Genomic DNA, 22,751 nt, shown 5'->3' on the forward strand with positions numbered 1-22,751 from the left:
TCATAAAAAATAGTCTTTTATTTCTAAATTTCTATGCTATAATTTGAAATCGGAAGCAGGAAGTTCAATTTTTCAATTGTAGGAGGAATGCTCATGTCATATGTTGGATATAATTCATCTAGTTCAATAGGATACGACATTTCCCTGGAAGATGAAATTTTGTTCCTGCGCAATGAGATGATGCGGACGTTTCAGGAAGAGCAGTCCTTCACCTCTGATCTTGTTATCCAGATCAGTTGCAAGCTCGATTTGAAAATCAATGAATATATGAAGCTGTATGGTACGGAATGCAAGGTTTAACCGTATGAAGTCAGCCAAATGTAAGAAGAAGGCCGTCGGGCCTTCTTTTTTTGCGTTCACAACTTATGATATATTAATGGCATGGAAGAGGGGGCGTACATATGAGAGCAGGGCTAAAAAGGCTATCGCCATGGATCATCGGAATGCTTGCACTTGTATTATTGGCTGGATGTGGGGGACGGGACAAGGACAGCTTCTCCATTTTTATTATGGATAAAGGGGATGCTTCAGTCATCCGTGAAGAGCTGGAACAAAAGCTTAAGGATAAGCTAGGCGAACAGGCTCCGACTATTGAGATTTCAGTCAGTCCGCTGTATAACCAGCAGAAGCTGGTTGTAGAATATGCGGCCGGGGAGCATGATCTGTTTCTTTTGCCGGAAGAGGACATGAAGCTGTATGGACAGAATGGCTCGAATCTGCCGTTAGATGATGCTTTTGACAAGAAGACGTACGCTCGGGGCGTGTTCGAGGGCGGCGTATTTAAGAAGAAGGGGCAGGAGGAAGAAGGATCAGATGTAAGCAAGGAAACTCATTTGTTCGGAATTCCGGTGGAGCAGATGAAGATGTTTAAGGAGCTAAAATATAACTCCAAAACATTATTTGCTACCGTGCCGCCTCGTACAAGCAATAAGGAAGAAGCCATCAAGGTGCTGAAAGCACTTACGGAATGATAAAGGAGATGGAATGAAATGGGCATATATACTAGAACAGGTGATGAAGGACAAACTTCTGTGATCGGCGGTCGAGTGTCCAAAGATGATGATCGTGTGGAGGCATACGGTACAATTGACGAGCTGAACAGCTTTGTAGGACAAGCGATCAGCTTTGCCGAAGGGGAAGAGTTTACGGATATTCGGACTCAATTGGAAGAAATACAGCAGGAGCTGTTTGATTGTGGTTCGGATTTGGCGTTTGTTAAAATTAGTGAAAGCAAATATAAGGTGAAAGACGAGCTGGCAGAGCGTCTGGAAGGCTGGATTGATGCATGTCAGGAGGAAAATCCGAAGGTGGAGCGTTTTATTATACCGGGTGGTAGCACATTATCCTCAACGCTTCATGTTTGCCGTACAGTTTGCCGACGCGCGGAACGCCGTGCTGTTACACTAGGTAAACATACGGACATTAATCCGGCGGTACGTCGGTATTTGAACCGCCTTTCTGATTATTTCTTTGCCGTTGCTCGTACAGCGAATGTCCGTCAGGGTGTGCCCGATGTCGAATATGTGCGCAGCAAAAAAGTGTTCCGCAAATAAGGAGGCAACCGGGAATTTGTGATGAGCTTGTATTATGAACCTATCGTATATACGATCCCTCCTGAGGAGGAGGGCATGCTGTTGAAGACTATTTTACAAAAACGTATGAACATTTCTCGAAAGTTAATATCCAAACTCAAGCTGACCGAGCAAGGCATTATGCTGAACGGGACACGTGTGTACATCAGCGTAAAGGTGAAGTCCGGGGATCGAGTAGAAATTCGTATGGAGCGCGAGCGTTCTGATGATATTTTACCTGAACCCATTCCTTTTGAGATATTGTTTGAGGATGAACATCTGTTAGTGGTGAACAAAGCGGCGGGCATGATTGTCCATCCGACTCACGGTCATTACACAGGAACGCTGGCTAATGGGGTTGTGCATTATTGGCAGGCCAAGGGAGAACTGTTCCGGTTTCGTCCTGTTCATCGTCTTGATCAGGAGACGACGGGTGTGCTGGTAGTAGCCAAAAATCCGTATGTACATCAGCATATTTCTGAGCAAATGATTGCGGGAACGGTGGATAAGCGCTATACAGCTCTGGTGCATGGACGGCCTGAGCTGCAGGAAGGAAAGGTAGACGGACCGATTGACCGCAACCCGCATGATCCGCATTTACGTATGGTGACCCCGGATGGTTATCCTGCCCTTACGCTGTATAAGCTGGAGGAAGTGTGGAACGGGGGAAGCCGCATTGGGCTAAAGTTGGAATCCGGGCGTACGCACCAAATTCGAGTGCATATGACTTATATCGGTTGTCCGTTGATCGGAGATAAAATGTATCGGATTACACCCGATGACGCTGCGCAACGTGAGCGATATGATCAGCTTGATGCCAGGATGCCTCGACAGGCTCTGCATGCCTCAGAGCTATCCTTGGAGCATCCTGTTACCGGGGAGCGGCTGACGTTCTATGCTCCTCTACCTGACGATATGGCTGAAATGCAGGAGCTATTAAGAGCGCAATATCTTTCAGAATAAAATATAAATAAGCGATGAAAACCAAATGGAGGTTAATCTAGCGATGAGCCAACTGAAAGTATATCAGTATTCTAAATGCAGTACCTGTCGTAATGCAGTGAAATGGCTGCAAAACAAGGGACATGAGACGGAACTTATTCCTATTTTTGAACAACCGCCCGGCCCGGAGGAATTGGAAGACTTGATTCGCAAAAGCGGGCTGGAGCTGAAAAAGTTTTTCAATACAAGCGGTGAGGTGTACAAAGAGTTAAAGCTGAAAGATAAGCTTGGAGACATGAGCCGTGAAGAGCAAATTTCGCTTTTATCCTCGAATGGAAGATTAATCAAACGCCCGATTGTAACCGATGGTAACAAAGTAACGGTAGGATTCAAAGAGGAAACATTTGAGGGCACATGGGGAGCTCAATAACGCCCAATTTACCCCCACGATATGTTATACTGTGGGGGTTAAATATTATGATGAATGGGAGCAATACAATCTGTGACACAACGCAATGAACAATCCGTAATGCTGGTTGACGGCATGGCCCTGCTATTTCGCGCTTATTATGCAACCGCCGCAAACGGTTATATCCGTCGTACAAAAGCTGGAGTGCCAACGAACGCCATATATGGTTTTATTCGATATTTTTGGGATGCAGTCCAAACATTTAATCCTACACACGTCATTTGCTGCTGGGATATGGGCGGAACGACATTTCGTGGGGAACATTTTGCTGCGTATAAGGGAAACCGAGCCGACGCACCAGATGATTTGATTCCCCAATTTACATTGATTCGGGAAGTAACGGACAGCCTCGGCATTCCCAACATTGGAGCGGAAGGTTTTGAAGCCGATGATTGTATCGGTACGCTTGCACGCCATTATTCGCAAAATGAGGACATGGATGTAATGATTCTCTCGGGAGATCATGATTTACTTCAATTAGTGGATGATTGGACACGGGTCATTATTATGAAAAAAGGGCACGGCAATTATATGATATACACCCCGGAGACCCTGCTGACTGAAAAAGGGCTTAAGCCACGCCAAGTGGTGGACCTTAAAGGCCTGATGGGGGATGCAAGCGATAATTATCCAGGAGTACGAGGTATTGGTGAGAAAACGGCACTCAAGCTGGTGCAGGAATACGACTCTATTGAAGGCATTCTGGAGAATTTGGATCAATTAACACCCTCGGTCCGTAAAAAAATCGAGAGTGATTTGGATATGCTGCATCTTTCACGCAAGCTTGCTGAAATTCACTGCGGTGTACCTGTAGCATGTGCTTTGGATAGTTGTCTGCTAACGCTGGATCACGTGCAAATTGTAGACAAGTTTGAGCAGCTTGAAATGAAAAGCTTGTGTACATTGATGGGTGTCGCAACCGGATCATAATGAAGCTGTTAGGCTTGATACGGACAATTACGGACAATTTAAGTGAAGTAAGTTTATAGGGATGCTGACGCTGGGTGCGTTAGTGTCCTTATTTTTATACCGTTATGTCAAGGGAGTTGTATAGTCATGTGAAGGATTATATACAATTGCCATAAGGGGATTGACCTCGGGCACATTTCAGGTGAATATAGTGGAGAGAGAACCGGATTATTGAAAGGGGACAACAGCAACTATGACAGTATTGGGAGCAATTGAGGCAGGCGGTACCAAATTTGTATGTGGAATTGGCAACGAACATGGGGAGGTACTGGAACGAGCAAGCTTTCCAACGACCACCCCAGCAGAAACAATGGAGAATGTCATCGCATTTTTTGAAGGCAAGGGCATTGAAGCATTGGGTGTAGGCTCGTTCGGGCCGATTGATCCTATCGAAGGCAGTGATACATATGGCTATATTACAACAACGCCAAAGCCACATTGGGGAAATTACAATTTAATTGGCAAACTGAAACAGCATTTTGACGTGCCTATGGGGTTTGACACGGATGTGAATGGAGCAGCACTTGGTGAGTCTATTTGGGGTGCCGCCAAGGGATTGGACAACTGTCTGTATATTACGATAGGTACAGGCATCGGGGCAGGTGCTTTGGTTGGTGGAAAGCTGATACATGGATTATCCCACCCAGAAATGGGGCATATTCTGGTACGTCGTCATTCAGAAGATACTTACAAGGGGACATGTCCTTATCACGGAGATTGTTTGGAGGGACTGGCAGCAGGTCCTGCGCTCGAAAAAAGATGGAAGGTTAAAGGACATGAGCTTTCTGTCGATCACGCAGCCTGGGAAATGGAAGCGTACTATCTGGCACAGGCTTTAATGAGCTATGTATTAATCCTGTCACCGCAAAAAATTATTATGGGCGGGGGAGTGATGAAGCAGGACCAACTGTTCCCGCTCATTCGTACCAAGCTTCAAGAACTTTTGAACGGATACGTACAGCATTCGAGTCTGACAACAGATATTGAGCAATATATCGTATCTCCGGGATTGGGTGACAATGCTGGATTGTGCGGTGCTCTGGCATTGGCAAAGGAAAAGCTGAATCATTAGAATTTATGGTTGACGGCACTCCGAGGTACGGTTATTATATAGGCAACAGCATAGTACGGCTCAAAAAGGGAAGCACCTTTCTTGCGAATACGCAGGATAGGTGCTTTTTTTGCGTTTTTGTGTTGTGCGGGACTGTCTTTCAACGATATGAGGGAGGAAGAAATCATGGAGATTGTATTTTTAAATCGCTTGTCCAAACGGAATGAACAGGGCTATGAGGACTTTGCTCAGGTATGGATTGGGCAACATGAAGGGGGATGGAGTGCAGGCTGGAGCACACACCATGTCCCGGATGAAAGTATAGACGACCTTTGGTATGAGGGCAGCTTGTGGCAGGAATTACTGCATGTATACCGTCATGAGCTGGCGCTCAAAATGGCTGAGGGCTACAGGCCCTTAATCCATGGCGTATTTCATGAGCAAGAAGGATCATCAGGACGAGGACAAACGCTGCAAAAGCTGTATTGCTACAGTGATTTGTTTCCACGTGATGAAGTGTATGAGCAGTTGACAATGTGGAGACGGCAAAAAGCAGCAACGGAACGAAAAGCGCCTTATTTTATTGCTACGAATCGGCTGCTTCGGCTCATTAGCGTCTATCTTCCCCATACCGAAGAAGAATTGTTGGAGCTGCCTGGTATGGGTCAGGGTAAGGTGTCGCAATATGGGACGGAGCTATTGGCTATTACGACACAAAATGACCGGACCACGCCATTTCCGTTGAACTGGGTAACAGAGACGCTGGAAGAAGAAGTTTTCTTGTCATGGCTATACAAGCAAAAAGAGAACCAATACAGGCAGGAGCTGAATAAGTTCAGCCTAACTAGAACGATTATCGAAGGTATTTCGGACGGTCTTTCACTGGAGCATATCGGGATGAAGACAGGTTTGCATCGTAGAGAAATGATTGAAGCTGTGGAGCATTTGGACAGGGATGGCATTGATATGGAGAAGCTGATCCGCAAGGAATTGGTGAATGTATCTGAGGAGGAGCAGGCAGTCATCTGGTCTGCTTATGAAGAGTTGGGGGATACGTTGCTCAAGCCTGTCATGCTGAAAGTGTATGGGGAAGAAAAGGCGACAGAAACAGGATTGGATCAAATTTATGAGCGTCTGCGTCTGATCCGTATACGGTTTCGCCATCAGCAGGTACCCGACCGACATGTTGGATAATATAGAACTGATTGGATAAAGCTAAAGTATTAAAGTACATTCAGGGTCCAACATACTAAAAAGCAGCAGCCAGTTCCTCATAGGACACGGCTGCTGCTTTTTATGATCAAGCTTGAAAATCGAAATAGGTATCCAACTCCGTACTTTTCCCCTTTTCTTTTTAAACCCAGTCTTTCTTACGGAAAATACAGAACATACTGACACCTAGTGCCACCATAATACCAATGACGACAAAATAGCCATAACGTGTATGAAGCTCAGGCATATTATCGAAGTTCATCCCATATATTCCGGTAATGACCGTCAATGGCATAAATACGGTCGTTATTGCCGTAAACACACGCATAATTTCATTGGCACGATTGGCGATACTGGATTGATAAGCTTCTCGAAGGTTACCCATCAAATCGCGGTAAGTTTCAAAAGTCTCCGAAATTTTCACAGCATTTTCATAAATGTCGCTGAAATATTTTTGTAATTGATCGTCGATGAGTCGCAAATCCCGTTTGTTCAGGGTATTGATGACTTCCTTTTGCGGACCCAGCACCTTTTTCAGCCACAGAATCTCACTTCGTAAGCCGATGATTTCGTTCAAATGCGACTTTTTCGTATGCATTAGAATATCTTCTTCCAGCTTTTCAATGCGGACCTCAATCCGGTCACCAACCAGAAAATAGTTGTCAACAATCAAGTCGACCAACAGATACATAAAACGGTCAGGCTGGCTGACTTCTTGCTCCCACAGCATAGGCTTGAGGGTACGAAGCTCATTGATTTTCTGCTTGGTCACCGTAATGATAAAATGGCGGCCGAGAAAAATGTTCAAAGCTCGCAAAAATATTTCTTCATCATCAAAACGAATGCTATTTACAACGATAAAATAATGGCTTTCATAAATTTCGATCTTCGGACGCTGTTCTTCTTCACTCAAACAGTCTTCTACTGCAAGATCATGCATGGAAAATAAAGGTTGGAGCACTGCCAAATCATCGACATCAGCATCAATCCAATAAAAACCTTCTGCCGGTGCAGTAAGCGCCATTTCAATTTCTTCGACAGGGGTAAAAACCCCGTTGTTGACCAAACGGATTTTCATATATGTCACTCCTTATGCTCCGTCGTAACGGAAATACGTTTACCTTAAGCATAAGGAATGAACTCAGTTAGCCAGTTAGCCGGTGCGGGTAAGCGTGCATTCTCATCAAAAGCCGGAGGCTTTTGGAGCATGCAGAGCCTGGCGTCCCGTCTTTCGGCAAGCTGAAGTCATTCCTATGCTGTTGTTCAGGGATCGCCGCCTATTCGGACTCGGGTCGCCTTCCATTCCGGATTCACCTCTCAAATGTTCTTTTTTAGATTGCCACAGTATCGCAGGAAACACTCAAAGTCTGCACTACTGCTCCATATTTTTGCCTAATAGCACTTGTATAGTATAACGCTCGGCCTACGGCCTTTCAAGCGCAAAATCATGGGCTAAATCGACAGTAGTGGCAAGAGCTTCAGCGAAAGGAGGGATATGATTTAACCTATGGAAAAGGTAGACAAAATGTGATTGCAGGGCACAAATTTAAAAGTCCCATCTTGACGAAGCCCAGCCGATGCATTAAAGTGAACAACAAGAACTTTGTGAACCCAAAATGAATATAGCGAAATCTTATCAAGAGCAGGTGGAGGGACTAGCCCGATGATACCCGGCAACCGGCGATTTTAATCGCACGGTGCTAATTCTTGCAGGACGCGCGCTTTGTACAAAGAGCGTTGCCCTGACAGATGAGAGAGGCGCATATGGATACAAATATGACCTTTCTCTAACCAGAGAAAGGTCTTTTTATTATATGCCCGGCATCTCAGCAGGACGATTTTCGCAAAACTTACCGAACAAGGAGTGAGTTTACATGCCGATTAAAATCCCAGACACGCTACCTGCCAAGGAAGTGCTGGAGGGCGAAAATATTTTCGTAATGGATGAAAGCCTAGCTTATCATCAGGACATTCGTCCGTTGCGCATCGCCATTTTGAATTTGATGCCTACAAAGGAAACGACGGAAACCCAACTATTGCGCCTGGTCGGCAATACGCCGCTGCAAGTGGACGTCACGCTGGTACACATGAAGTCTCATGTATCCAAAAATACATCGCAAGAATATTTGAACATGTTCTATAAAACGTTTGACGAGATCAAGAACAGTCGTTTTGACGGCATGGTCATTACAGGAGCTCCGGTTGAACAGCTTGAGTTTGAGGATGTGAACTACTGGGAGGAGATCCGGCAAATCTTTGAGTGGACGAAAACGAATGTAACTTCGACCATGCATATCTGTTGGGCCTCACAGGCAGGTTTATACCATCATTTCAATGTCCCGAAATACGGGCTTGACTACAAATGCTTTGGCGTATTTCCACACACCGTGATTAAACCTAAAGTAAAATTGCTACGCGGCTTTGATGAACTGTTTTATGCCCCTCACTCCAGACATACGGAGGTTCGGCGGGAAGATATTGATCATATCGCCGAATTAGAAGTTTTATCCGAATCCGAGGAAGCCGGAGTGTACCTCGTAGCCACGCTTGACGGTAAACAAATTTTTGTAACTGGGCATTCTGAATATGACCCGCTTTCATTGAAATGGGAATACGACCGCGATGTGGCCAAAGGAATGGATATTGAAGTTCCCAAAAATTATTTTCCTAATGATGATCCTGAGCGCACACCGCCCTCAATCTGGCGGGCGCACGCCAATTTATTATTCTCGAATTGGCTGAACTATTATGTATACCAAGAGACACCTTACGATATCGGGCCCCAGATTTAAAAAAGGGGCTTGTAGTTTACCCTTGTACAGTACCACCTTGCAGTAGCGCAGCAGTATAGTCTTTGACATCCATTTTTGCAGGATTGGTTATAGCACCCACTATGGAAGTTAACAGGAGGATTCATATGAGTGAAAAACAGTGGAAAATCGAAAGCAGATTGGCACAAATCGGTTCAGTAGAGGAGCCAGTAACCGGGGCTGTTAATTACCCGATTTACCAATCTACGGCGTTCCGCCATCCCCGTCTGGGTCAAAGCACAGGATTTGATTACATTCGGACGATCAATCCCACGCGAAAGGTACTGGAAGAGGCTTCTGCTGCACTTGAATCTGGTGATGCAGGCTTTGCATGCAGCTCAGGTATGGCGGCGCTTCAAACGGTATTTGCATTGTTTGGACAGGGAGATCATCTCATAGTATCGCTGGATCTGTATGGCGGGACATATCGTTTGCTGGAGCGCATATTATCTAAATTTGGTATAACAGCCAGTTATGTGGATACGAACGATCTTGAAGCACTCGAACAGTCATGTCGACCGAACACCAAAGCTGTATTCATAGAAACACCTACAAATCCGTTAATGATGATTACTGATATTCAAGCGGTGGCTGAATGGGCATCACAACATCAGTTGCTTACCATTGTAGATAATACGCTGCTAACACCATACTTCCAGCGGCCATTGGAACTGGGCGCGGATATTGTGGTACATAGCGCAACCAAGTATTTGGGCGGACACAACGATGTGCTGGCAGGGTTAATCGTAACCAAAGGCAAAGAGCTATCAGCTGAAATTTCCTTTCTGCACAATTCCATAGGAGCCGTGCTTTCCCCGAGTGACTGCTATCAGTTGATGAAGGGGATGAAGACGTTAGCGCTGCGTATGGACCGACATGAGCATAATGCAACAGTGTTGTCTAACTATTTACTGACGCATCCGGCGGTGGCAGAAGTATTCTATCCAGCTCTCGAAGGCCACCCAGGTCGTGAGATTCAAAATAAACAATCCAGCGGAAATACAGGTATCTTCTCCTTTAAAGTAAAGGATGCTCGTTATGTGGAACCTTTGCTTCGTCACATTAAGCTCATTGCGTTTGCGGAAAGTCTCGGCGGTGTGGAATCGTTAATGACCTATCCCGCTGTGCAGACACATGCGGACATACCAGCAGAAATTCGGGATGCTGTCGGGGTAGATGACAGGCTATTGCGTTTCTCCGTAGGCATTGAGCATACAGACGACCTCATTGAAGATTTGCGTTCGGCGTTGGAAGCGGCACGTCAAGAAGTAGAAGGAGGAGAGCTGCAATGATAGAGGATGCGAGGAGGATCGGGCAGGATTTGAACAAAGAGCGGAAGTTCGCTACCAAGCTGCTGCATTTTGGTTCTGAAATTGACAGCGTTACGGGGGCCTCGAGCGTCCCGATCTATCAAGCTTCTACCTTTCACCATCATGATATTTTTAATCCTCCCCAGCATGACTATAGCCGTTCAGGTAATCCGACACGACAAGCTTTGGAGGATTATATCGCTTTATTAGAAGGCGGGGCGTGCGGCTTTGCCTTTGCGTCAGGTATGGCGGCCATCTCTACTACCTTTATGCTTTTATCCGCTGGAGATCATGTCATTGTTTCCGAGGATGTATATGGGGGAACATATCGACTGCTGACCTCCATTTTGAAACGGATGAATATCGAAACGACCTTCGTCGACATGACGGACCTCAACCTTGTGAAAGAGGCGTTGCAGGAGAATACAAGGGCTGTATATATGGAAACCCCGTCCAATCCGACACTCAAAATTACCGATGTAGCAGGAATAACCTCTTGGGCACAGGACAACGGACTTTTAACTTTATTGGATAATACTTTTATGACACCTTATTATCAACGTCCGATTGAGCAGGGAGTCGATATTGTATTGCACAGTGCGACCAAGTTTCTGGGCGGACACAGCGATGTGCTGGCAGGACTTGCGGTAGCGCGTACCGAATCGCTCGGGAGACAAATCAAGCAGCTCCAAAATGGACTGGGTACCGTACTGGCTCCGCAGGAGTCATGGTTGCTCATGCGCGGTATGAAGACACTGGAGGCTCGTATGGCTCACAGCGAAAAGAGTGCAGCTAAGCTCGCTAACTGGCTGAACGAGCGCAACGACATTGAGGCAGTATACTACCCTGGTCTGGAAAATCATCCAGGGCGTGAAGTTCATGAGCGTCAATCCAGCGGTTATGGTGCAGTGATATCGTTTGATGTGGGTTCTGGTGAGCGTGCAAAAGAAGTCCTCAGTCGCGTACGTATTCCAATTGTAGCGGTGAGTCTGGGAGCTGTGGAAAGCATCTTGTCGTATCCGGCGATGATGTCACATGCGGCTATGCCCCATAGTGTACGATTGGAGCGCGGGATTACGGACGGACTACTTCGTTTCTCCGTAGGTTTGGAGGATATTGATGACCTGATCAGTGATCTGGATGAGGCGCTGCGATAGAGCGTTAGCACATCCGCAGCATCTTTGTCGTTTTCACGCCGAGAGCAAATATGTACAGTGCTAAACAGCAAGTTTCCAGTATTTCTGGAGGCTTGCTGTTTTGTATAAGAATGACATGAAGGACAGTGTGAAAAAAGGCACTTTCAGTCCTGCTTTGTTATTTCTTGGCTATACGCAATGTTGAGATAAGCTTGCAGTTGCCTGTTTTCCTAGGTGAAAAGCAGAAAGAAGCGGGAATAAGTATGGTTCCTTACCTAAAGATATGTTAGTATTATCATTAGGTTTTACTATGCTAAATAGCACAGACAACATACAAGGCCAGTCATGAACATACATTACGGCAGGGTTCGAACGCAGGTTTGTGAAAGCATTCTCGTTCATAAGTCCTGTCGTTCATTTCGTCGCCCTGTGACAGCGAAGGAGGATACACCATGAGTGTAATCGACCATATTTTAGATAAAGCCCTACGCGGTGAACGCCTGAATTTAGAGGATACCGTTGCTTTGTTCGAATCAGACGAGGTAGAAAAAATAGGTCACGCGGCGAATAAAGTCATGAATCGCATGCACCCCGATCCCATTAAAACCTTCGTCATTGGACGAAATATTAACTATACGAACGTATGTGACGTATACTGTCGCTTCTGCGCTTTTTACCGTAGACCGGGTTCCGATGAAGGTTATGTTTTGCCGGATGAGGTGATCTTTCAGAAGATCAAGGAAACGCAGGAGGTAGGTGGCACCGAAATTCTAATGCAAGGCGGTGTAAATCCCAATCTGCCGTTCAGTTATTATACGGATTTGCTGAAAGCTATTAAGGAGCGTTTTCCCGATATTACGATGCACTCCTTCTCGCCAGCTGAAATTCACAAAATGAAGGAAAAATCCGGTCTATCCATGGAAGATACGATTCGAGCCATTCATGAAGCTGGATTGGATTCGCTTCCGGGCGGAGGCGGAGAAATTTTGGATGACCGCACACGCCGCAAAATTAGCCGTCTCAAAGGCTCTTGGCGTGATTGGATGGATGTCATGCAAACGGCTCACAAGGTTGGGATGAACACAACTGCTACGATGGTCATCGGCTTCGGCGAGTTGATGGAGGAGCGTGCGCTGCATTTGTTGCGTGTTCGTGATGCTCAGGATGAATGCATTGAAAACAAATATAATTCTGAAGGATTTTTGGCCTTTATTCCTTGGACCTTCCAGCCAGACAATACCAATCTGAAGAAGGAACGCCAGACGCCAGAGGAATATCTGAAGACCGTTGCCATCAGTCGTCTTGTATTGGATAACATCAAGCATATTCAATCCTCATGGGTAACTATGGGACCTGAAATCGGTAAAAAATCGTTATACTACGGTTGCGATGATTTTGGCAGCACCATGATTGAGGAAAACGTAGTATCCGCTGCGGGCGCAACATATAAGGTTAACATCGAATCCATTTTACAGTTGATCCGCGAGACGGGTCACATTCCGGCACAGCGCAATACCCGTTATGATATTATTCGTACTTTTGACAGTGCCAGCAGTATTGAACATGATTTTATCATGCAAAATTAATATCCGTTAATATATTGTTAATTACAAAACGCTTATCCATCACTAATCTATGTACAAGGATTAGTGTAGATAAGCGTTTTTTGATGTGTTACTTTGCTATGTTTTCCATCGTTTCATATACATGATCTCAGCCTGCGGGTCAGCCATTTGGATGACTACCTTAAAGCGCTGCAAATCCAACAGATGAACGCTGTAAACGATGACTATTTGTTCTTTTTTATCCTCAGATTCGCTTTTAATCTTACTCTCTATCTGTGCAGAGCCTCCAACAGGTGTGCTGTGTATACGCAGCCTGCGATATATGGCATCCTCGACGGTTTGCTGTTTCTTGCTGACAACACAAACCATACGCGTCAGACCGGTAAACATCAGCCGGGTCGTTTCATAGGCGGCGAGGCAGGATAAGGCTGAATAGAGAGCTGGCTCCCAGCCTAGCACAAAGCCAGCTGTAATGAGCAACAGACCATTACACAGCATAACAATCTGTATTAATGGAATCTTGCGGTGTGTTAGCAACAATGTGGATGGACGGCCATCGTCAGATTCGTTAAGTCCTAGTGAATCGAGCAGACCACCATGACGAGCTGCCAGCCCTGCGCCAAGCCCTATACAGATGCCGCCGCCCAAAGCGCATACGACCGGATGGCCACTCACTGCCGGAAAAGGCGAAAGAATAATGGCTGAGCCCGAAAAGGCGAACAAGCCGGGTAGTGCCCGAAGCAGCATGGGTTTGTGAGTAGACAGAGAATACAGCAACATGAGTGGCAAGTTCAAAACGAATAGCAGTAACCCAAAATGCTCCTGTGTATAAAGCGACATGAGTCTGGAGATCCCCGTGACGCCTCCAGCGATCATATCATGCGGATGTAAAAACAATTCCAGACCGACGGATGCCGTAATTCCACCAATCACCGTATAAAAGACAGGGAACCTGCTCGCATCTCCTGAAGCGGGCTTCACAAGCCGCCTCATAGAGTTTCGGCATGTTTTACAGCGTGCGGCATAGCCTTCCCTCCTATGGATTGTCGTATCCAGCTTTTGCAGTTATGCCGAGTTACTTTCTTCCTTTCGTAGGCGGGGGTCCTTGAACTTAAATATTTTGTTTAACATATTAAAGATAGGTTTTGACTGCTTTGTCAGAAGTGGTCCAAGAATCGCCAGTATGAGTACATAGATAGCTGCAAAGGGTTGAACAATATCAAGCAAACCGTCCTCCTTGCCCAAGTTGGCCATGATAATCGAAAATTCACCCCGTGCCACAATGGTCAGACCGATATTTGCTGACGCTTTGGGAGATAAGGAGGCCGTACGCCCAGCCAGCATTCCTGCCCAAATGTTACCAAACAACGTGAGGGCGATTGCTGCCAGCGCAAGCCATATCGCGTTTCCTCCCAGGGACAGTGGATCGATGGATAGTCCAAAGCTGAAGAAAAACAGGGCACCGAAGAAATCGCGGAAAGGAACAATTAAATGCTCGATTCGTTTGGCATGTTCCGTTTCGGCCAGTACCAGACCGACCAACAGGGCGCCGATAGCTTCCGCCACATGAATCGTTTCCGAAAAACCAGCCACCAGAAACAGAGAGCCAAAAACAACAAGTCCGAATACCTCATTGGAGCGAATACGGAGAATCCGATTTAACAGAGGGACGGCCTTACGACCGATAATAATGACTGCAAGCATAAAGCCAAGCGCGATTAGCACTGATAGCAGCACACCCCCGAGCGAGGATGAATCACTAAGAACCAATCCGGAGAGGATGGAGATGTATACGGCGAGGAAAACATCCTCGAACATAATAATGCCCAAAATCATTTCTGTTTCTGCATTGGCAGTCCGCTTGAGATCTACCAGCACCTTCGCAGCAATAGCACTGGATGATATTGTTGTAATTCCGGCGATAACCAGTGTCTCTGCTACAGGAAAGCCGCTCAGGAAGCCAAGAGCCAGCCCCAGTGTAAAATTGATGCCAATATAAATGGTGCCGCCCACGGCAATGGAACGGCCTGATTTAATTAACCGACCTACTGAGAACTCGAGACCCAAGTAGAAGAGAAGAAACAGCACTCCGATTCTTCCCAGAAAATCAATAAATGGGGCGCTTTCGATAAAGCGAAAATCAAAATGCCATAGCTCCATCGCATGCGGCCCAACTGCCATTCCGATCAGGATATAAAAAGGGATGACCGAGAAGCGCAGTTTGGAGGAAATAAGTCCAGCTGCAGCGATGAGAGCAATTGCCAATCCAACCTCAAATACCAGATGATCCATCCAATCACCCGCTTCCGTTCATAAGGATTTGTTTAAAGCGTTTTTGCTGATCGCGTTCCCCAACAACGACTACAGTGGCATCATCGTTAATAATCACTTCAGGACCAGGATTTACATATTTCATTCCTTTTTTCTCCACAATGGCAATAACAGTGGCTCCCGAATTTTGCCTTACATCCAGCTCACCGATGGATTTGCCGACACTTGCATAGTGGGATTCCACTCTATACCATTCGATAATAAAATCATCAAACGTCATTTCTACACTTTCAAGCTGTTTGGGCTTATATGTCATACCCCCGATGATGGAGGCTACCAATCGCGCTTCCTGATCATTCAGGGTTGTCATAGAAATACTTTGTTCCAGATCCTCGTAATCAAAGTGATACAACTCGCGTCTGCCATCATCATGAATAATAATGATAATTCGGTCGCCACTCTCTGCATCTATTCGATACTTAATCCCGATTCCTGGCAAAATAGACTCTCGAATATCCATTTATAAAGCCTCCTGTACGATACGTTATTTAAATGAATGGTATGGGAAATAAATCACATACTCTGGGAGTGACATGGAAACTTTCTTTTTGTATTAAATTTTATGAATTAACGTAAAAAACCTGATACATACACTTACGTATTACAATTATCGGAAAATATTAACAAATAGACATGCGAATGTGGTGATGTGCATGCAAAGGGAGGTTAAGCCACATAACTAGAGGTGAATTTGATGGGGAACAAGTACAATTGCTTCTTTAGTTTGCAAATGACAGGAATAAAAGGTAGACGTAGTTTAGGGATGCTCAATAGCAGCACAAGCGCTATCAAAATGGCAAAGGGAAGTGATTTGGCCGCAGCGATCGCCAGATGAAGTAAAGGGGAGGATTTGCGTATAGCTGGTTTGGAATGGTGCTCCAGACCGTGAGAATCTGTTTCTAACGAGGAAACATCAGCATGAGGCACAACAGAAGATCCCGCAGTAAACTGAAGGGATTGAGTGGTGTCTTCCGCATGAAAAGTCACAGGAAGGGACAAAATCTGAACGAGGCTCAATATGACGATCATGAATGTACGCAGCATGTTCAGCATCGTTAACATCTTATCTCCTCCCTCTTGTGAAAAATTCATATTACTTTAACCTTAACATACCCCACCCTAAATATTCAAACGTCTTTCGTTATTTTCCTATATCACAGTAATTGTTTATAACACGCCAACCAGCTTTTTGAAGCTTGATCATCCTCTTTTGGATATGTCTTTCTGTTTCCAGTCGTTCACTTCGTATAACCCTTTAGAGGCCGCCATATACTGAAAGCAGTGATCGAAAGGAGTGAGCCAATGGAACTGTTTACAGTGTGGACCAATACAGACGGAGATCAGGAAACCGACCGGTTTTATGAAGTGGTCAAAAGTAGAACAAAGGGACTACATATGTCACGGCGCGGATTTCGATTCACTTTCAGACAGCTGGACAACAAAGTGGCATGGACCTGCAAGGGCACAGAAAGCAATTCGGCGTTTGAAAGCTTTCTCCCCTGTGTATACAGCATCATGTCTTCGGCAATAGCGGATTATATTATCGAAGTCAAGGAGTGGGGATTGCTCAATCTCATTCTCACCAAAGCCTGTTCGCTGCTGGAGAAAGAGGATACAGAGCAAATTCGCAGTATGATTCGTTCACTGTTAAACGATGATGGCCCGAGAGGCCGTTTGAAGCGTCATGGTAAGCTGACCACTCTTCTGGAGAAGGATTTTAAGGAGCTTCATGTGATCAATTTGGAAGGACTGATTCAATTTAGGCTCCATGCGTATAAAAAAGAGCTTGAAGAAATCGTCGACTATGCCATGGAAGAATTCTGGGCAGATCGGCAATACGAAGAATTTATGGGGCTGCTTAAATATTTTGTTTTTTTTCAGGAAAGCAAAGTTCCGCTCGTACACGTACTTCACCAAGGCGGACATAATTTTACGATTCTGGATAGTGCCATGGTGCCCATTCCGACTCCTGATGCAGATGACATCATTGTCGAGATGCCAGGCATTGAACTAGAAATGGAGGTCGAAGATCGAATCGTAAGTACCCTTATTTCGATTTCTCCTGCTTCCATTATATTGCACACAGACGATGAGCACACCCCCATAGTGCGGACCCTCCTGCATATTTTTGAAGATAAAGTGAAGCTGAGCAGACTTTATCCAGGTCAGGATGTTCAAAAATAATAATCTTTTCGTATAAAGCAATGGATTTCTGGAAAGCCTTTGCCTCAAGGGGAGGTTTTTTATGAGATCCATGTTGGTATGGAAACGGATTTTGGGAACCGTGTTAATTGCAACCTGTCTGGTATTGCCCGGCAATGAAGTTTACGGTCACAAAGAACCGGTCCAGCATAAAAAATGGCAGTCCACACCTGTTTTGGCTCCACGCGAAGAGCAGGTTATTACGACCATGACGGTCACGGCAACAGGATATACAGCAGGCTATGAATCGACTGGCAAACGACCAAGTCATCCCGGCTACGGTATTACGTATTCCGGTGTAAAAGTGCGTCGTGACAAGAACACACTGTCTACGATTGCGGCTGATCCCAAAACGTTTCCTTTGGGAAGCATATTGTACATTCCAGGTTATGGATACGGGATTGTAGCAGATACAGGTTCTGCGATTAAGGGCAATAAAATTGATCTGTATTTTAAAACAACCCGGCAGGTGTATTCTGAATGGGGCAAGAAAGATGTGGATGTTCAAATTATAAAAAAAGGGAACGGAAAATGTACGGAAAAGATGGTAAAATCGCTCCAAAAGGCGATAGAAACGCATAAAACCATTCCGAGTGCGACACTGGATGCTTCCATATAATCCTTGAATATTGTTTTTTCCAACATCACATACTATGTTGCGGGATGAGCTTATCCCGCAAAACATACTGGGAGGTTGAGAATTATGCCAAATCAAGGCGGAAGTTCTTTCACGAACAAAGGCTTCAAGGCAAGCACAGGAAATCAGTTCAAAGCGGAATTTGCACAAGACAATACGGTAGGTGTCGTTTCACAAAAGGTAAAGCAGTCTGAACAAAATAAAATTCAAGACAACTTCCAGACACCAAATGAGAAGTATGATGAAGAATTTGCAACAGATCAAGGCGGTACAGGTGCAGTAGCACAAAAAGTTCAAAACTCCAGTCGCAACAAAATTCAAAATAATGCTCAAACACCGAACGAAAAGTTCGATGAAAACTTTAACACGAAATAAAAAAGCATATACAATCGATAATGCTCCGGATTATATCCGGGGCATTTCGTTTTAAGTAAAAGTGATTAGGTACAATAGGTCTAAGGTTTTATCTCCTTTTTAATTTTTTTTAAGGTGGAATTAAGGTTTAAAGTGCAAAATAAAGTCAGTTAAACAACACCACCTTGAAGCATAGGGTTTGGGAGGAGATATACAATGGACGAATTTAAAAATAATAACTCCGGACGCCGGAACGACAACGATCAGGTTGATACCGATAACGCAACTCGCCAAAACGATTCGAACGGTTCCTCATATTATTATTCTTACGGCCCTTTTTCTTCAGTTCAATCGGACGGACAACGTAAGGAAGGGCAGTCGGTGGAAAAGGATGTTGAGATTACGCCACCGCAGGCAGTGAGACCTCTTCCTCCCTCTTACCATCGGGCTATGCCTGAGCAGCAGGATGGTTCGGGTCGGAATGGCGGCAACTGGCAATTCAAACCGAATAAGCCCAAGTCGCAGGTTAAAACAATATTCTTATCTTTTTTGGCCGGGATGCTGGTCATTACGGTATTGATGTATACAGCTGACCGAACAAATATGTTCACACCCGAGACGGCGTTGACTTCGGCGGCAGCTGAAAGCGGAGAAACGACTAATTCAGGAACCACCAGCTCGACTCCAAGCGCAGTTCCGGCTGTGATGCCTTCAGGTACCGCTGATGTTCAATCTGTTGTGGCCAAGGCTGGACCGGCAGTCGTCAAAATCGAAACGCTTGCCAAACAAACCAGTGGTAGCAGTGGCAGACAAAGCAGCCCTTATTACAATGACCCGCTGTATCAATACTTTTTCGGTAATCAGTATGGTGACAGTGGCAGCAGCGGTAACAGTAATGAAAATGAAGGTAGCAACAGCGGGCAGCTGACTCCGCTTGGTATTGGTTCCGGCTTTATTTTTGATAAATCGGGTTACGTTCTAACCAACAACCATGTTGTTGAAGGCGCGAGTGTGGTTCAGGTTACAGTAGAGGGAACTAATAAGCCTTACGAAGCCAAAGTCTTGGGCAAAAATGCTGATCTTGATTTGGCGGTACTTAAAATTGAAGGCAAAAACAACTTTCCGACAGTAACTTTGGGTGACTCCGATAACGCTAAAGTCGGCGAATGGATGGTCGCAATCGGCAATCCTGAAGGCTTTGAACATTCGGTAACAGCCGGGGTGCTAAGTGCGAAAGAACGTACGATCACTATTAATAGTGAATCGACTGGAAAACCGACGCAATACAAGCATCTCATTCAGACGGATGCGTCCATTAACCCTGGTAACTCTGGCGGACCGCTGTTAAATCTGCAAGGGCAGGTTATCGGTATGAACGTAGCAGTTAGTGCAGACGCACAGGGAATCGGGTTTGCGATTCCGTCCAATACGATTTTGGAAGTCGTCGATAAGCTGAAAAATAACCAGCCTATTCCGAAAGAACCTGTACCTTTCATTGGTGCAAGTCTGTTAAATTTGAGTCCTGAAGTAGCCAAAGAACTGGGTACATCCCTGACCGAAGGCTCGGTTGTACGGGATATTATATACAAATCACCAGCTTATCAGGCCGATCTGCGTCCTTACGATGTGATTATCGGAGCGAATGGCACGCCTTATAGCACATCACAAGAGCTGATCCAGTTCATTCAAAAACAAAAAGTGGGTACAGCGCTGACACTTAACATCGAACGAGCGGGGCAGAAAAAAGATGTTCAGCTGAAAATTGGCAACAAAAATGACTTTAGCTCGACGCTTCAGCAATAAGATGAAAACTCTACAAAAATGAACAAGTGCACGTAAGAAACGGAAGGAAGATCCCTTCCGTTTCTTGCTGTATGAAGCAGCCAGATGCTACACGCGTCTACTCCTGCTACAATAGAAGGAAAAGAAGAGATAAAGGAGTTCGATCGTGTATGCGTTCTACTATTCTAATCATTGATGACGATGAAAAAATTGTTTCCATGCTGCGCAGAGGGCTGGCATTTGAAGGCTATGAAGTGCTGACAGCCGCCAATGGAGCAGAAGGATTAAATAAAATGTTGACAGCTGAGCCTGATGTGGTCGTGCTGGATGTAATGATGCCGCAGGTCGATGGTTTTGAGGTATGCCGTCGTATGCGGGAGGGTGGAAGTACGGTACCTGTCCTGATGCTTACAGCCAAGGATGAGGTTGAGAATCGGGTTAAGGGGTTGGATCTAGGGGCCGATGATTATCTCGTTAAGCCGTTCGCTCTAGAGGAGCTACTGGCACGAGTGCGAGCGCTTTTGCGGCGTAAAACCGAACAACAGGACAATAACGGAAATCGGCTTACCTTCGAGGATTTACAACTGGATAACGAATCCCGTGAAGTGGTTCGTGGCGGCAAACGTTTGGAACTGACGGCCAAAGAATTTGAACTGCTCCATTTGTTCATGCAAAACCCGAAGCGTGTTCTGTCGCGTGATCTGATTATGGACAAAATTTGGGGCTATGACTATAGCGGAGAATCGAATGTGCTGGAAGTATACATTGCCATGCTACGACAAAAAACGGAGCAGGATGGCGGTAAACGACTCATTCGTACAATTCGGGGAGCTGGCTATATTTTAAGAGGTGATGTGTAATATGTCTATTCGGTGGCGGCTGACGGCCTGGTATTCGAGCATCTTGGCTATAGTACTAGTCATTTTTGGTCTGGTTACTTACGGACTAGTATATTACTACACATATAATGAAGTGAAAAGTCAGCTTATGACTCAGGCGCCACAGATTAACAAGCAATTACGCCTTATTATAAAAGGGGGATTGTTTGAAGTCCCCAACCTGGATTTGGGATTAGAGCAGGGACGTGGAATAGATGACTCACAGCTATATGTACAAATTTACAATTATACGTCTGGTGTAACGAAAACGACCCAAAATATGAAAGACCTCAATATCACCTTCCCTGTCCCCTCCACAGCGGCAGGAGCAGTTCAAAATGAGGGAATTCGACGTGTGAACGTAAATGGGGATTCCTTTATGATTATTCAACAGCCGATCAAATCCGAGGAGTTGGGCTTGGTGGTCGGGCTGCTACAGGTAGGACAATTCACGGGCTCTCAGGACCGACTCATGAACAGGTTACAAAATGTGCTTGTATACGGCTCGTTGTTTGCATTACTCGCTGCTGCGACTTCAGGTCTCTTTCTGGCTCGAAAGTCTATGAAGCCGCTGGTCAAGGTCATTGAGGGGGCCAATCAGATTCAATCCAGTAATGATTTGAGTGTTCGGATTGAATATGACGGACCACCAGATGAAATTGGTCAATTAATCGGGACAGTTAACAACATGCTGGGGCGCACAGAGGTGTTTTACAAGGAGCTGGAAGATGCGTACGGTGCACAGCGCCGTTTTGTGGCTGATGCTTCCCATGAGCTTCGTACGCCGCTAACGACGATCCGTGGCAACGTTGATTTTTTACTCAAAATGTGGACTACCGAACCAGGAGAGCGACCGAATATGGATGAAGAGATGATTCGCGAGCTTTCTATGGAGGCATTAAATGACATGGCGGATGAAGGCAAACGGATGAGCCGTTTGGTGAGTGATATGTTGTCACTCGCGAGAGCGGACACAGGGAAAACGTTCGATAAGACTCCCGTTGCGCTGGAACCACTTGTAAGTGAGGTTGCCCGTCGTGCTCAGTTTTTAGAGCGAACGGCCGAATGGAATGTGGGAGATTTTTCTTTGCTGAATGGTATTTATATGGATGGCAGCAAGGATTATTTGCAGCAAATGCTATTCATTTTCATTGATAATGCATTCAAATACACGCCTGAAGGCACAGTCCGATTTGATGCCATTGTTTATCAAGGACAGGTGGGCCTACGGATCAGTGATACGGGCATTGGAATGGACAAGAGTGAGGTTCCCTTTATTTTTGACCGCTTTTACCGGGCAGATGAATCACGCGGGGTGACAGAGGGAATTGGGTTGGGGCTATCTATTGCCAAGTGGATTATTGATGAACATCACGGGTCTGTGGAAGTGGTTACGCGGCAAGGAGAAGGAACGACATTTGTCATCTGGCTTCCGGTCAGCTTTTCCGCGCCTTTGGAATAGGCTATAATAGGGAGGCAACTACATCATAGAATTGGCCGGTAAAGGCTAGGATGCCCACAGCTACCGAGTT

Annotated in this window: 23 protein-coding genes and 1 riboswitch; of the genes, 18 read left to right on the forward strand and 5 right to left on the reverse strand. The window is 45.5% G+C overall.

Annotated features, from left to right (window positions below; genetic code table 11):
* Nucleotides 1-93 precede the first annotated feature (93 nt).
* From NLX74_RS00965 to NLX74_RS01000, 8 genes are all read left to right on the forward strand, one after another.
* A complete protein-coding gene (locus tag NLX74_RS00965; RefSeq protein WP_061829138.1) occupies nucleotides 94-300 on the forward strand; it encodes an aspartyl-phosphate phosphatase Spo0E family protein in 207 nt (68 codons plus the stop codon).
* A gap of 101 nt (nucleotides 301-401) precedes the next feature.
* The gene (locus NLX74_RS00970) at nucleotides 402-971 is read left to right on the forward strand and encodes a type 2 periplasmic-binding domain-containing protein (RefSeq protein WP_254327705.1); all 570 of its coding nucleotides are present in this window, start codon (nucleotides 402-404) and stop codon (nucleotides 969-971) included.
* Nucleotides 972-989: 18 nt separating this feature from the next.
* Nucleotides 990-1,553 carry a cob(I)yrinic acid a,c-diamide adenosyltransferase gene (locus NLX74_RS00975; RefSeq protein ID WP_061829140.1) on the forward strand — a complete coding sequence of 188 codons (564 nt, stop codon included), beginning with the start codon at nucleotides 990-992 and terminating at the stop codon, nucleotides 1,551-1,553.
* 21 nt (nucleotides 1,554-1,574) lie between these two features.
* Nucleotides 1,575-2,534 carry an RluA family pseudouridine synthase gene (locus NLX74_RS00980; RefSeq protein ID WP_254327984.1) on the forward strand — a complete coding sequence of 320 codons (960 nt, stop codon included), beginning with the start codon at nucleotides 1,575-1,577 and terminating at the stop codon, nucleotides 2,532-2,534.
* A 43-nt stretch (nucleotides 2,535-2,577) separates the two neighbouring features.
* Nucleotides 2,578-2,943 (forward strand): arsenate reductase family protein, encoded by a 366-nt coding sequence (locus tag NLX74_RS00985; RefSeq protein ID WP_069291482.1) that lies wholly within the window; start codon nucleotides 2,578-2,580, stop codon nucleotides 2,941-2,943.
* 72 nt (nucleotides 2,944-3,015) lie between these two features.
* Complete coding sequence (locus NLX74_RS00990) at nucleotides 3,016-3,912, forward strand: 5'-3' exonuclease (RefSeq protein WP_254327706.1); 897 nt, start codon at nucleotides 3,016-3,018, stop codon at nucleotides 3,910-3,912.
* 232 nt (nucleotides 3,913-4,144) lie between these two features.
* On the forward strand, nucleotides 4,145-5,023 hold the full coding sequence (locus NLX74_RS00995; RefSeq protein WP_254327707.1) for an ROK family protein: 879 nt from the start codon (nucleotides 4,145-4,147) through the stop codon (nucleotides 5,021-5,023).
* Nucleotides 5,024-5,188: 165 nt separating this feature from the next.
* Nucleotides 5,189-6,196, forward strand: coding sequence for an HRDC domain-containing protein (locus NLX74_RS01000; RefSeq protein WP_254327708.1), 1,008 nt, complete (start codon nucleotides 5,189-5,191; stop codon nucleotides 6,194-6,196).
* A 160-nt stretch (nucleotides 6,197-6,356) separates the two neighbouring features.
* Here NLX74_RS01000 and corA read toward each other — a convergent pair whose 3' ends face one another.
* Nucleotides 6,357-7,292: a magnesium/cobalt transporter CorA gene (gene corA, locus NLX74_RS01005; protein ID WP_023987788.1), complete on the reverse strand. Its 936-nt coding sequence runs from the start codon at nucleotides 7,290-7,292 to the stop codon at nucleotides 6,357-6,359.
* Nucleotides 7,293-7,844: 552 nt separating this feature from the next.
* Nucleotides 7,845-7,970, forward strand: a riboswitch (SAM riboswitch).
* 118 nt (nucleotides 7,971-8,088) lie between these two features.
* Between corA and metA the strand changes: the two genes are divergently transcribed.
* The 4 genes from metA to mqnC all read left to right on the forward strand — a co-directional run bounded on the left by metA (nucleotide 8,089) and on the right by mqnC (nucleotide 13,056).
* Entirely contained in the window at nucleotides 8,089-9,006 is a 918-nt protein-coding gene (gene metA / locus NLX74_RS01010; protein WP_061829145.1) for a homoserine O-acetyltransferase MetA, read from the forward strand.
* 125 nt (nucleotides 9,007-9,131) lie between these two features.
* On the forward strand, nucleotides 9,132-10,316 hold the full coding sequence (locus tag NLX74_RS01015; RefSeq protein ID WP_254327709.1) for a PLP-dependent transferase: 1,185 nt from the start codon (nucleotides 9,132-9,134) through the stop codon (nucleotides 10,314-10,316).
* Nucleotides 10,313-11,491, forward strand: a complete 1,179-nt coding sequence (locus tag NLX74_RS01020; protein ID WP_165176141.1) for an aminotransferase class I/II-fold pyridoxal phosphate-dependent enzyme — start codon at nucleotides 10,313-10,315, stop codon at nucleotides 11,489-11,491. The genes NLX74_RS01015 and NLX74_RS01020 overlap by 4 nt, the downstream gene beginning before the upstream one ends.
* 431 nt (nucleotides 11,492-11,922) lie before the next feature.
* Complete coding sequence (mqnC, locus tag NLX74_RS01025) at nucleotides 11,923-13,056, forward strand: cyclic dehypoxanthinyl futalosine synthase (RefSeq protein WP_061829148.1); 1,134 nt, start codon at nucleotides 11,923-11,925, stop codon at nucleotides 13,054-13,056.
* A 96-nt stretch (nucleotides 13,057-13,152) separates the two neighbouring features.
* Here mqnC and NLX74_RS01030 read toward each other — a convergent pair whose 3' ends face one another.
* The 4 genes from NLX74_RS01030 to NLX74_RS01045 all read right to left on the reverse strand — a co-directional run bounded on the left by NLX74_RS01030 (nucleotide 13,153) and on the right by NLX74_RS01045 (nucleotide 16,428).
* Complete coding sequence (locus NLX74_RS01030) at nucleotides 13,153-14,016, reverse strand: YitT family protein (RefSeq protein WP_254327710.1); 864 nt, start codon at nucleotides 14,014-14,016, stop codon at nucleotides 13,153-13,155.
* An 84-nt stretch (nucleotides 14,017-14,100) separates the two neighbouring features.
* Nucleotides 14,101-15,327, reverse strand: a complete 1,227-nt coding sequence (locus tag NLX74_RS01035; protein WP_254327711.1) for a cation:proton antiporter — start codon at nucleotides 15,325-15,327, stop codon at nucleotides 14,101-14,103.
* 4 nt (nucleotides 15,328-15,331) lie between these two features.
* Complete coding sequence (locus NLX74_RS01040) at nucleotides 15,332-15,826, reverse strand: cation:proton antiporter regulatory subunit (RefSeq protein WP_254327712.1); 495 nt, start codon at nucleotides 15,824-15,826, stop codon at nucleotides 15,332-15,334.
* Between the two features lie 206 nt (nucleotides 15,827-16,032).
* Nucleotides 16,033-16,428 carry a hypothetical protein gene (locus tag NLX74_RS01045; RefSeq protein WP_061829149.1) on the reverse strand — a complete coding sequence of 132 codons (396 nt, stop codon included), beginning with the start codon at nucleotides 16,426-16,428 and terminating at the stop codon, nucleotides 16,033-16,035.
* Between the two features lie 240 nt (nucleotides 16,429-16,668).
* Between NLX74_RS01045 and NLX74_RS01050 the strand changes: the two genes are divergently transcribed.
* From NLX74_RS01050 to NLX74_RS01075, 6 genes are all read left to right on the forward strand, one after another.
* Nucleotides 16,669-17,550, forward strand: a complete 882-nt coding sequence (locus NLX74_RS01050; protein WP_061829150.1) for a putative sporulation protein YtxC — start codon at nucleotides 16,669-16,671, stop codon at nucleotides 17,548-17,550.
* 61 nt (nucleotides 17,551-17,611) lie between these two features.
* Complete coding sequence (locus tag NLX74_RS01055; protein WP_069291488.1) at nucleotides 17,612-18,187, forward strand: 3D domain-containing protein; 576 nt, start codon at nucleotides 17,612-17,614, stop codon at nucleotides 18,185-18,187.
* Nucleotides 18,188-18,271: 84 nt separating this feature from the next.
* Nucleotides 18,272-18,580 carry a hypothetical protein gene (locus tag NLX74_RS01060; protein WP_069291489.1) on the forward strand — a complete coding sequence of 103 codons (309 nt, stop codon included), beginning with the start codon at nucleotides 18,272-18,274 and terminating at the stop codon, nucleotides 18,578-18,580.
* A gap of 195 nt (nucleotides 18,581-18,775) precedes the next feature.
* Complete coding sequence (locus NLX74_RS01065) at nucleotides 18,776-20,362, forward strand: S1C family serine protease (RefSeq protein WP_103048234.1); 1,587 nt, start codon at nucleotides 18,776-18,778, stop codon at nucleotides 20,360-20,362.
* Nucleotides 20,363-20,511: 149 nt separating this feature from the next.
* Nucleotides 20,512-21,201, forward strand: a complete 690-nt coding sequence (locus NLX74_RS01070; RefSeq protein ID WP_013309432.1) for a response regulator transcription factor — start codon at nucleotides 20,512-20,514, stop codon at nucleotides 21,199-21,201.
* A gap of 1 nt (nucleotide 21,202) precedes the next feature.
* Entirely contained in the window at nucleotides 21,203-22,681 is a 1,479-nt protein-coding gene (locus tag NLX74_RS01075) for a sensor histidine kinase (protein ID WP_061829156.1), read from the forward strand.
* Nucleotides 22,682-22,751 lie beyond the last annotated feature (70 nt).

Source organism: Paenibacillus sp. MZ03-122A, assembly GCF_024213325.1.
Classification (GTDB): domain Bacteria; phylum Bacillota; class Bacilli; order Paenibacillales; family Paenibacillaceae; genus Paenibacillus; species Paenibacillus polymyxa_B.

What these genes read in the sequence shown, in the direction of transcription:
- mqnC (WP_061829148.1), top strand. Translation starts at nt 11,923, where the DNA reads ATGAGTGTAATCGACCATATTTTAGATAAAGCCCTACGCGGTGAACGC.
- NLX74_RS00995 (WP_254327707.1), top strand. Translation starts at nt 4,145, where the DNA reads ATGACAGTATTGGGAGCAATTGAGGCAGGCGGTACCAAATTTGTATGT.
- NLX74_RS01075 (WP_061829156.1), top strand. Translation starts at nt 21,203, where the DNA reads ATGTCTATTCGGTGGCGGCTGACGGCCTGGTATTCGAGCATCTTGGCT.
- NLX74_RS00965 (WP_061829138.1), top strand. Translation starts at nt 94, where the DNA reads ATGTCATATGTTGGATATAATTCATCTAGTTCAATAGGATACGACATT.
- NLX74_RS01040 (WP_254327712.1), bottom strand. Translation starts at nt 15,826, where the DNA reads ATGGATATTCGAGAGTCTATTTTGCCAGGAATCGGGATTAAGTATCGA.
- metA (WP_061829145.1), top strand. Translation starts at nt 8,089, where the DNA reads ATGCCGATTAAAATCCCAGACACGCTACCTGCCAAGGAAGTGCTGGAG.
- NLX74_RS01055 (WP_069291488.1), top strand. Translation starts at nt 17,612, where the DNA reads ATGAGATCCATGTTGGTATGGAAACGGATTTTGGGAACCGTGTTAATT.
- NLX74_RS01060 (WP_069291489.1), top strand. Translation starts at nt 18,272, where the DNA reads ATGCCAAATCAAGGCGGAAGTTCTTTCACGAACAAAGGCTTCAAGGCA.
- NLX74_RS01050 (WP_061829150.1), top strand. Translation starts at nt 16,669, where the DNA reads ATGGAACTGTTTACAGTGTGGACCAATACAGACGGAGATCAGGAAACC.
- NLX74_RS01015 (WP_254327709.1), top strand. Translation starts at nt 9,132, where the DNA reads ATGAGTGAAAAACAGTGGAAAATCGAAAGCAGATTGGCACAAATCGGT.
- NLX74_RS00980 (WP_254327984.1), top strand. Translation starts at nt 1,575, where the DNA reads ATGAGCTTGTATTATGAACCTATCGTATATACGATCCCTCCTGAGGAG.
- NLX74_RS00985 (WP_069291482.1), top strand. Translation starts at nt 2,578, where the DNA reads ATGAGCCAACTGAAAGTATATCAGTATTCTAAATGCAGTACCTGTCGT.
- NLX74_RS00970 (WP_254327705.1), top strand. Translation starts at nt 402, where the DNA reads ATGAGAGCAGGGCTAAAAAGGCTATCGCCATGGATCATCGGAATGCTT.
- NLX74_RS01045 (WP_061829149.1), bottom strand. Translation starts at nt 16,428, where the DNA reads ATGTTAACGATGCTGAACATGCTGCGTACATTCATGATCGTCATATTG.
- NLX74_RS01000 (WP_254327708.1), top strand. Translation starts at nt 5,189, where the DNA reads ATGGAGATTGTATTTTTAAATCGCTTGTCCAAACGGAATGAACAGGGC.
- NLX74_RS01020 (WP_165176141.1), top strand. Translation starts at nt 10,313, where the DNA reads ATGATAGAGGATGCGAGGAGGATCGGGCAGGATTTGAACAAAGAGCGG.
- NLX74_RS01065 (WP_103048234.1), top strand. Translation starts at nt 18,776, where the DNA reads ATGGACGAATTTAAAAATAATAACTCCGGACGCCGGAACGACAACGAT.
- NLX74_RS01070 (WP_013309432.1), top strand. Translation starts at nt 20,512, where the DNA reads ATGCGTTCTACTATTCTAATCATTGATGACGATGAAAAAATTGTTTCC.
- corA (WP_023987788.1), bottom strand. Translation starts at nt 7,292, where the DNA reads ATGAAAATCCGTTTGGTCAACAACGGGGTTTTTACCCCTGTCGAAGAA.
- NLX74_RS01035 (WP_254327711.1), bottom strand. Translation starts at nt 15,327, where the DNA reads ATGGATCATCTGGTATTTGAGGTTGGATTGGCAATTGCTCTCATCGCT.
- NLX74_RS00975 (WP_061829140.1), top strand. Translation starts at nt 990, where the DNA reads ATGGGCATATATACTAGAACAGGTGATGAAGGACAAACTTCTGTGATC.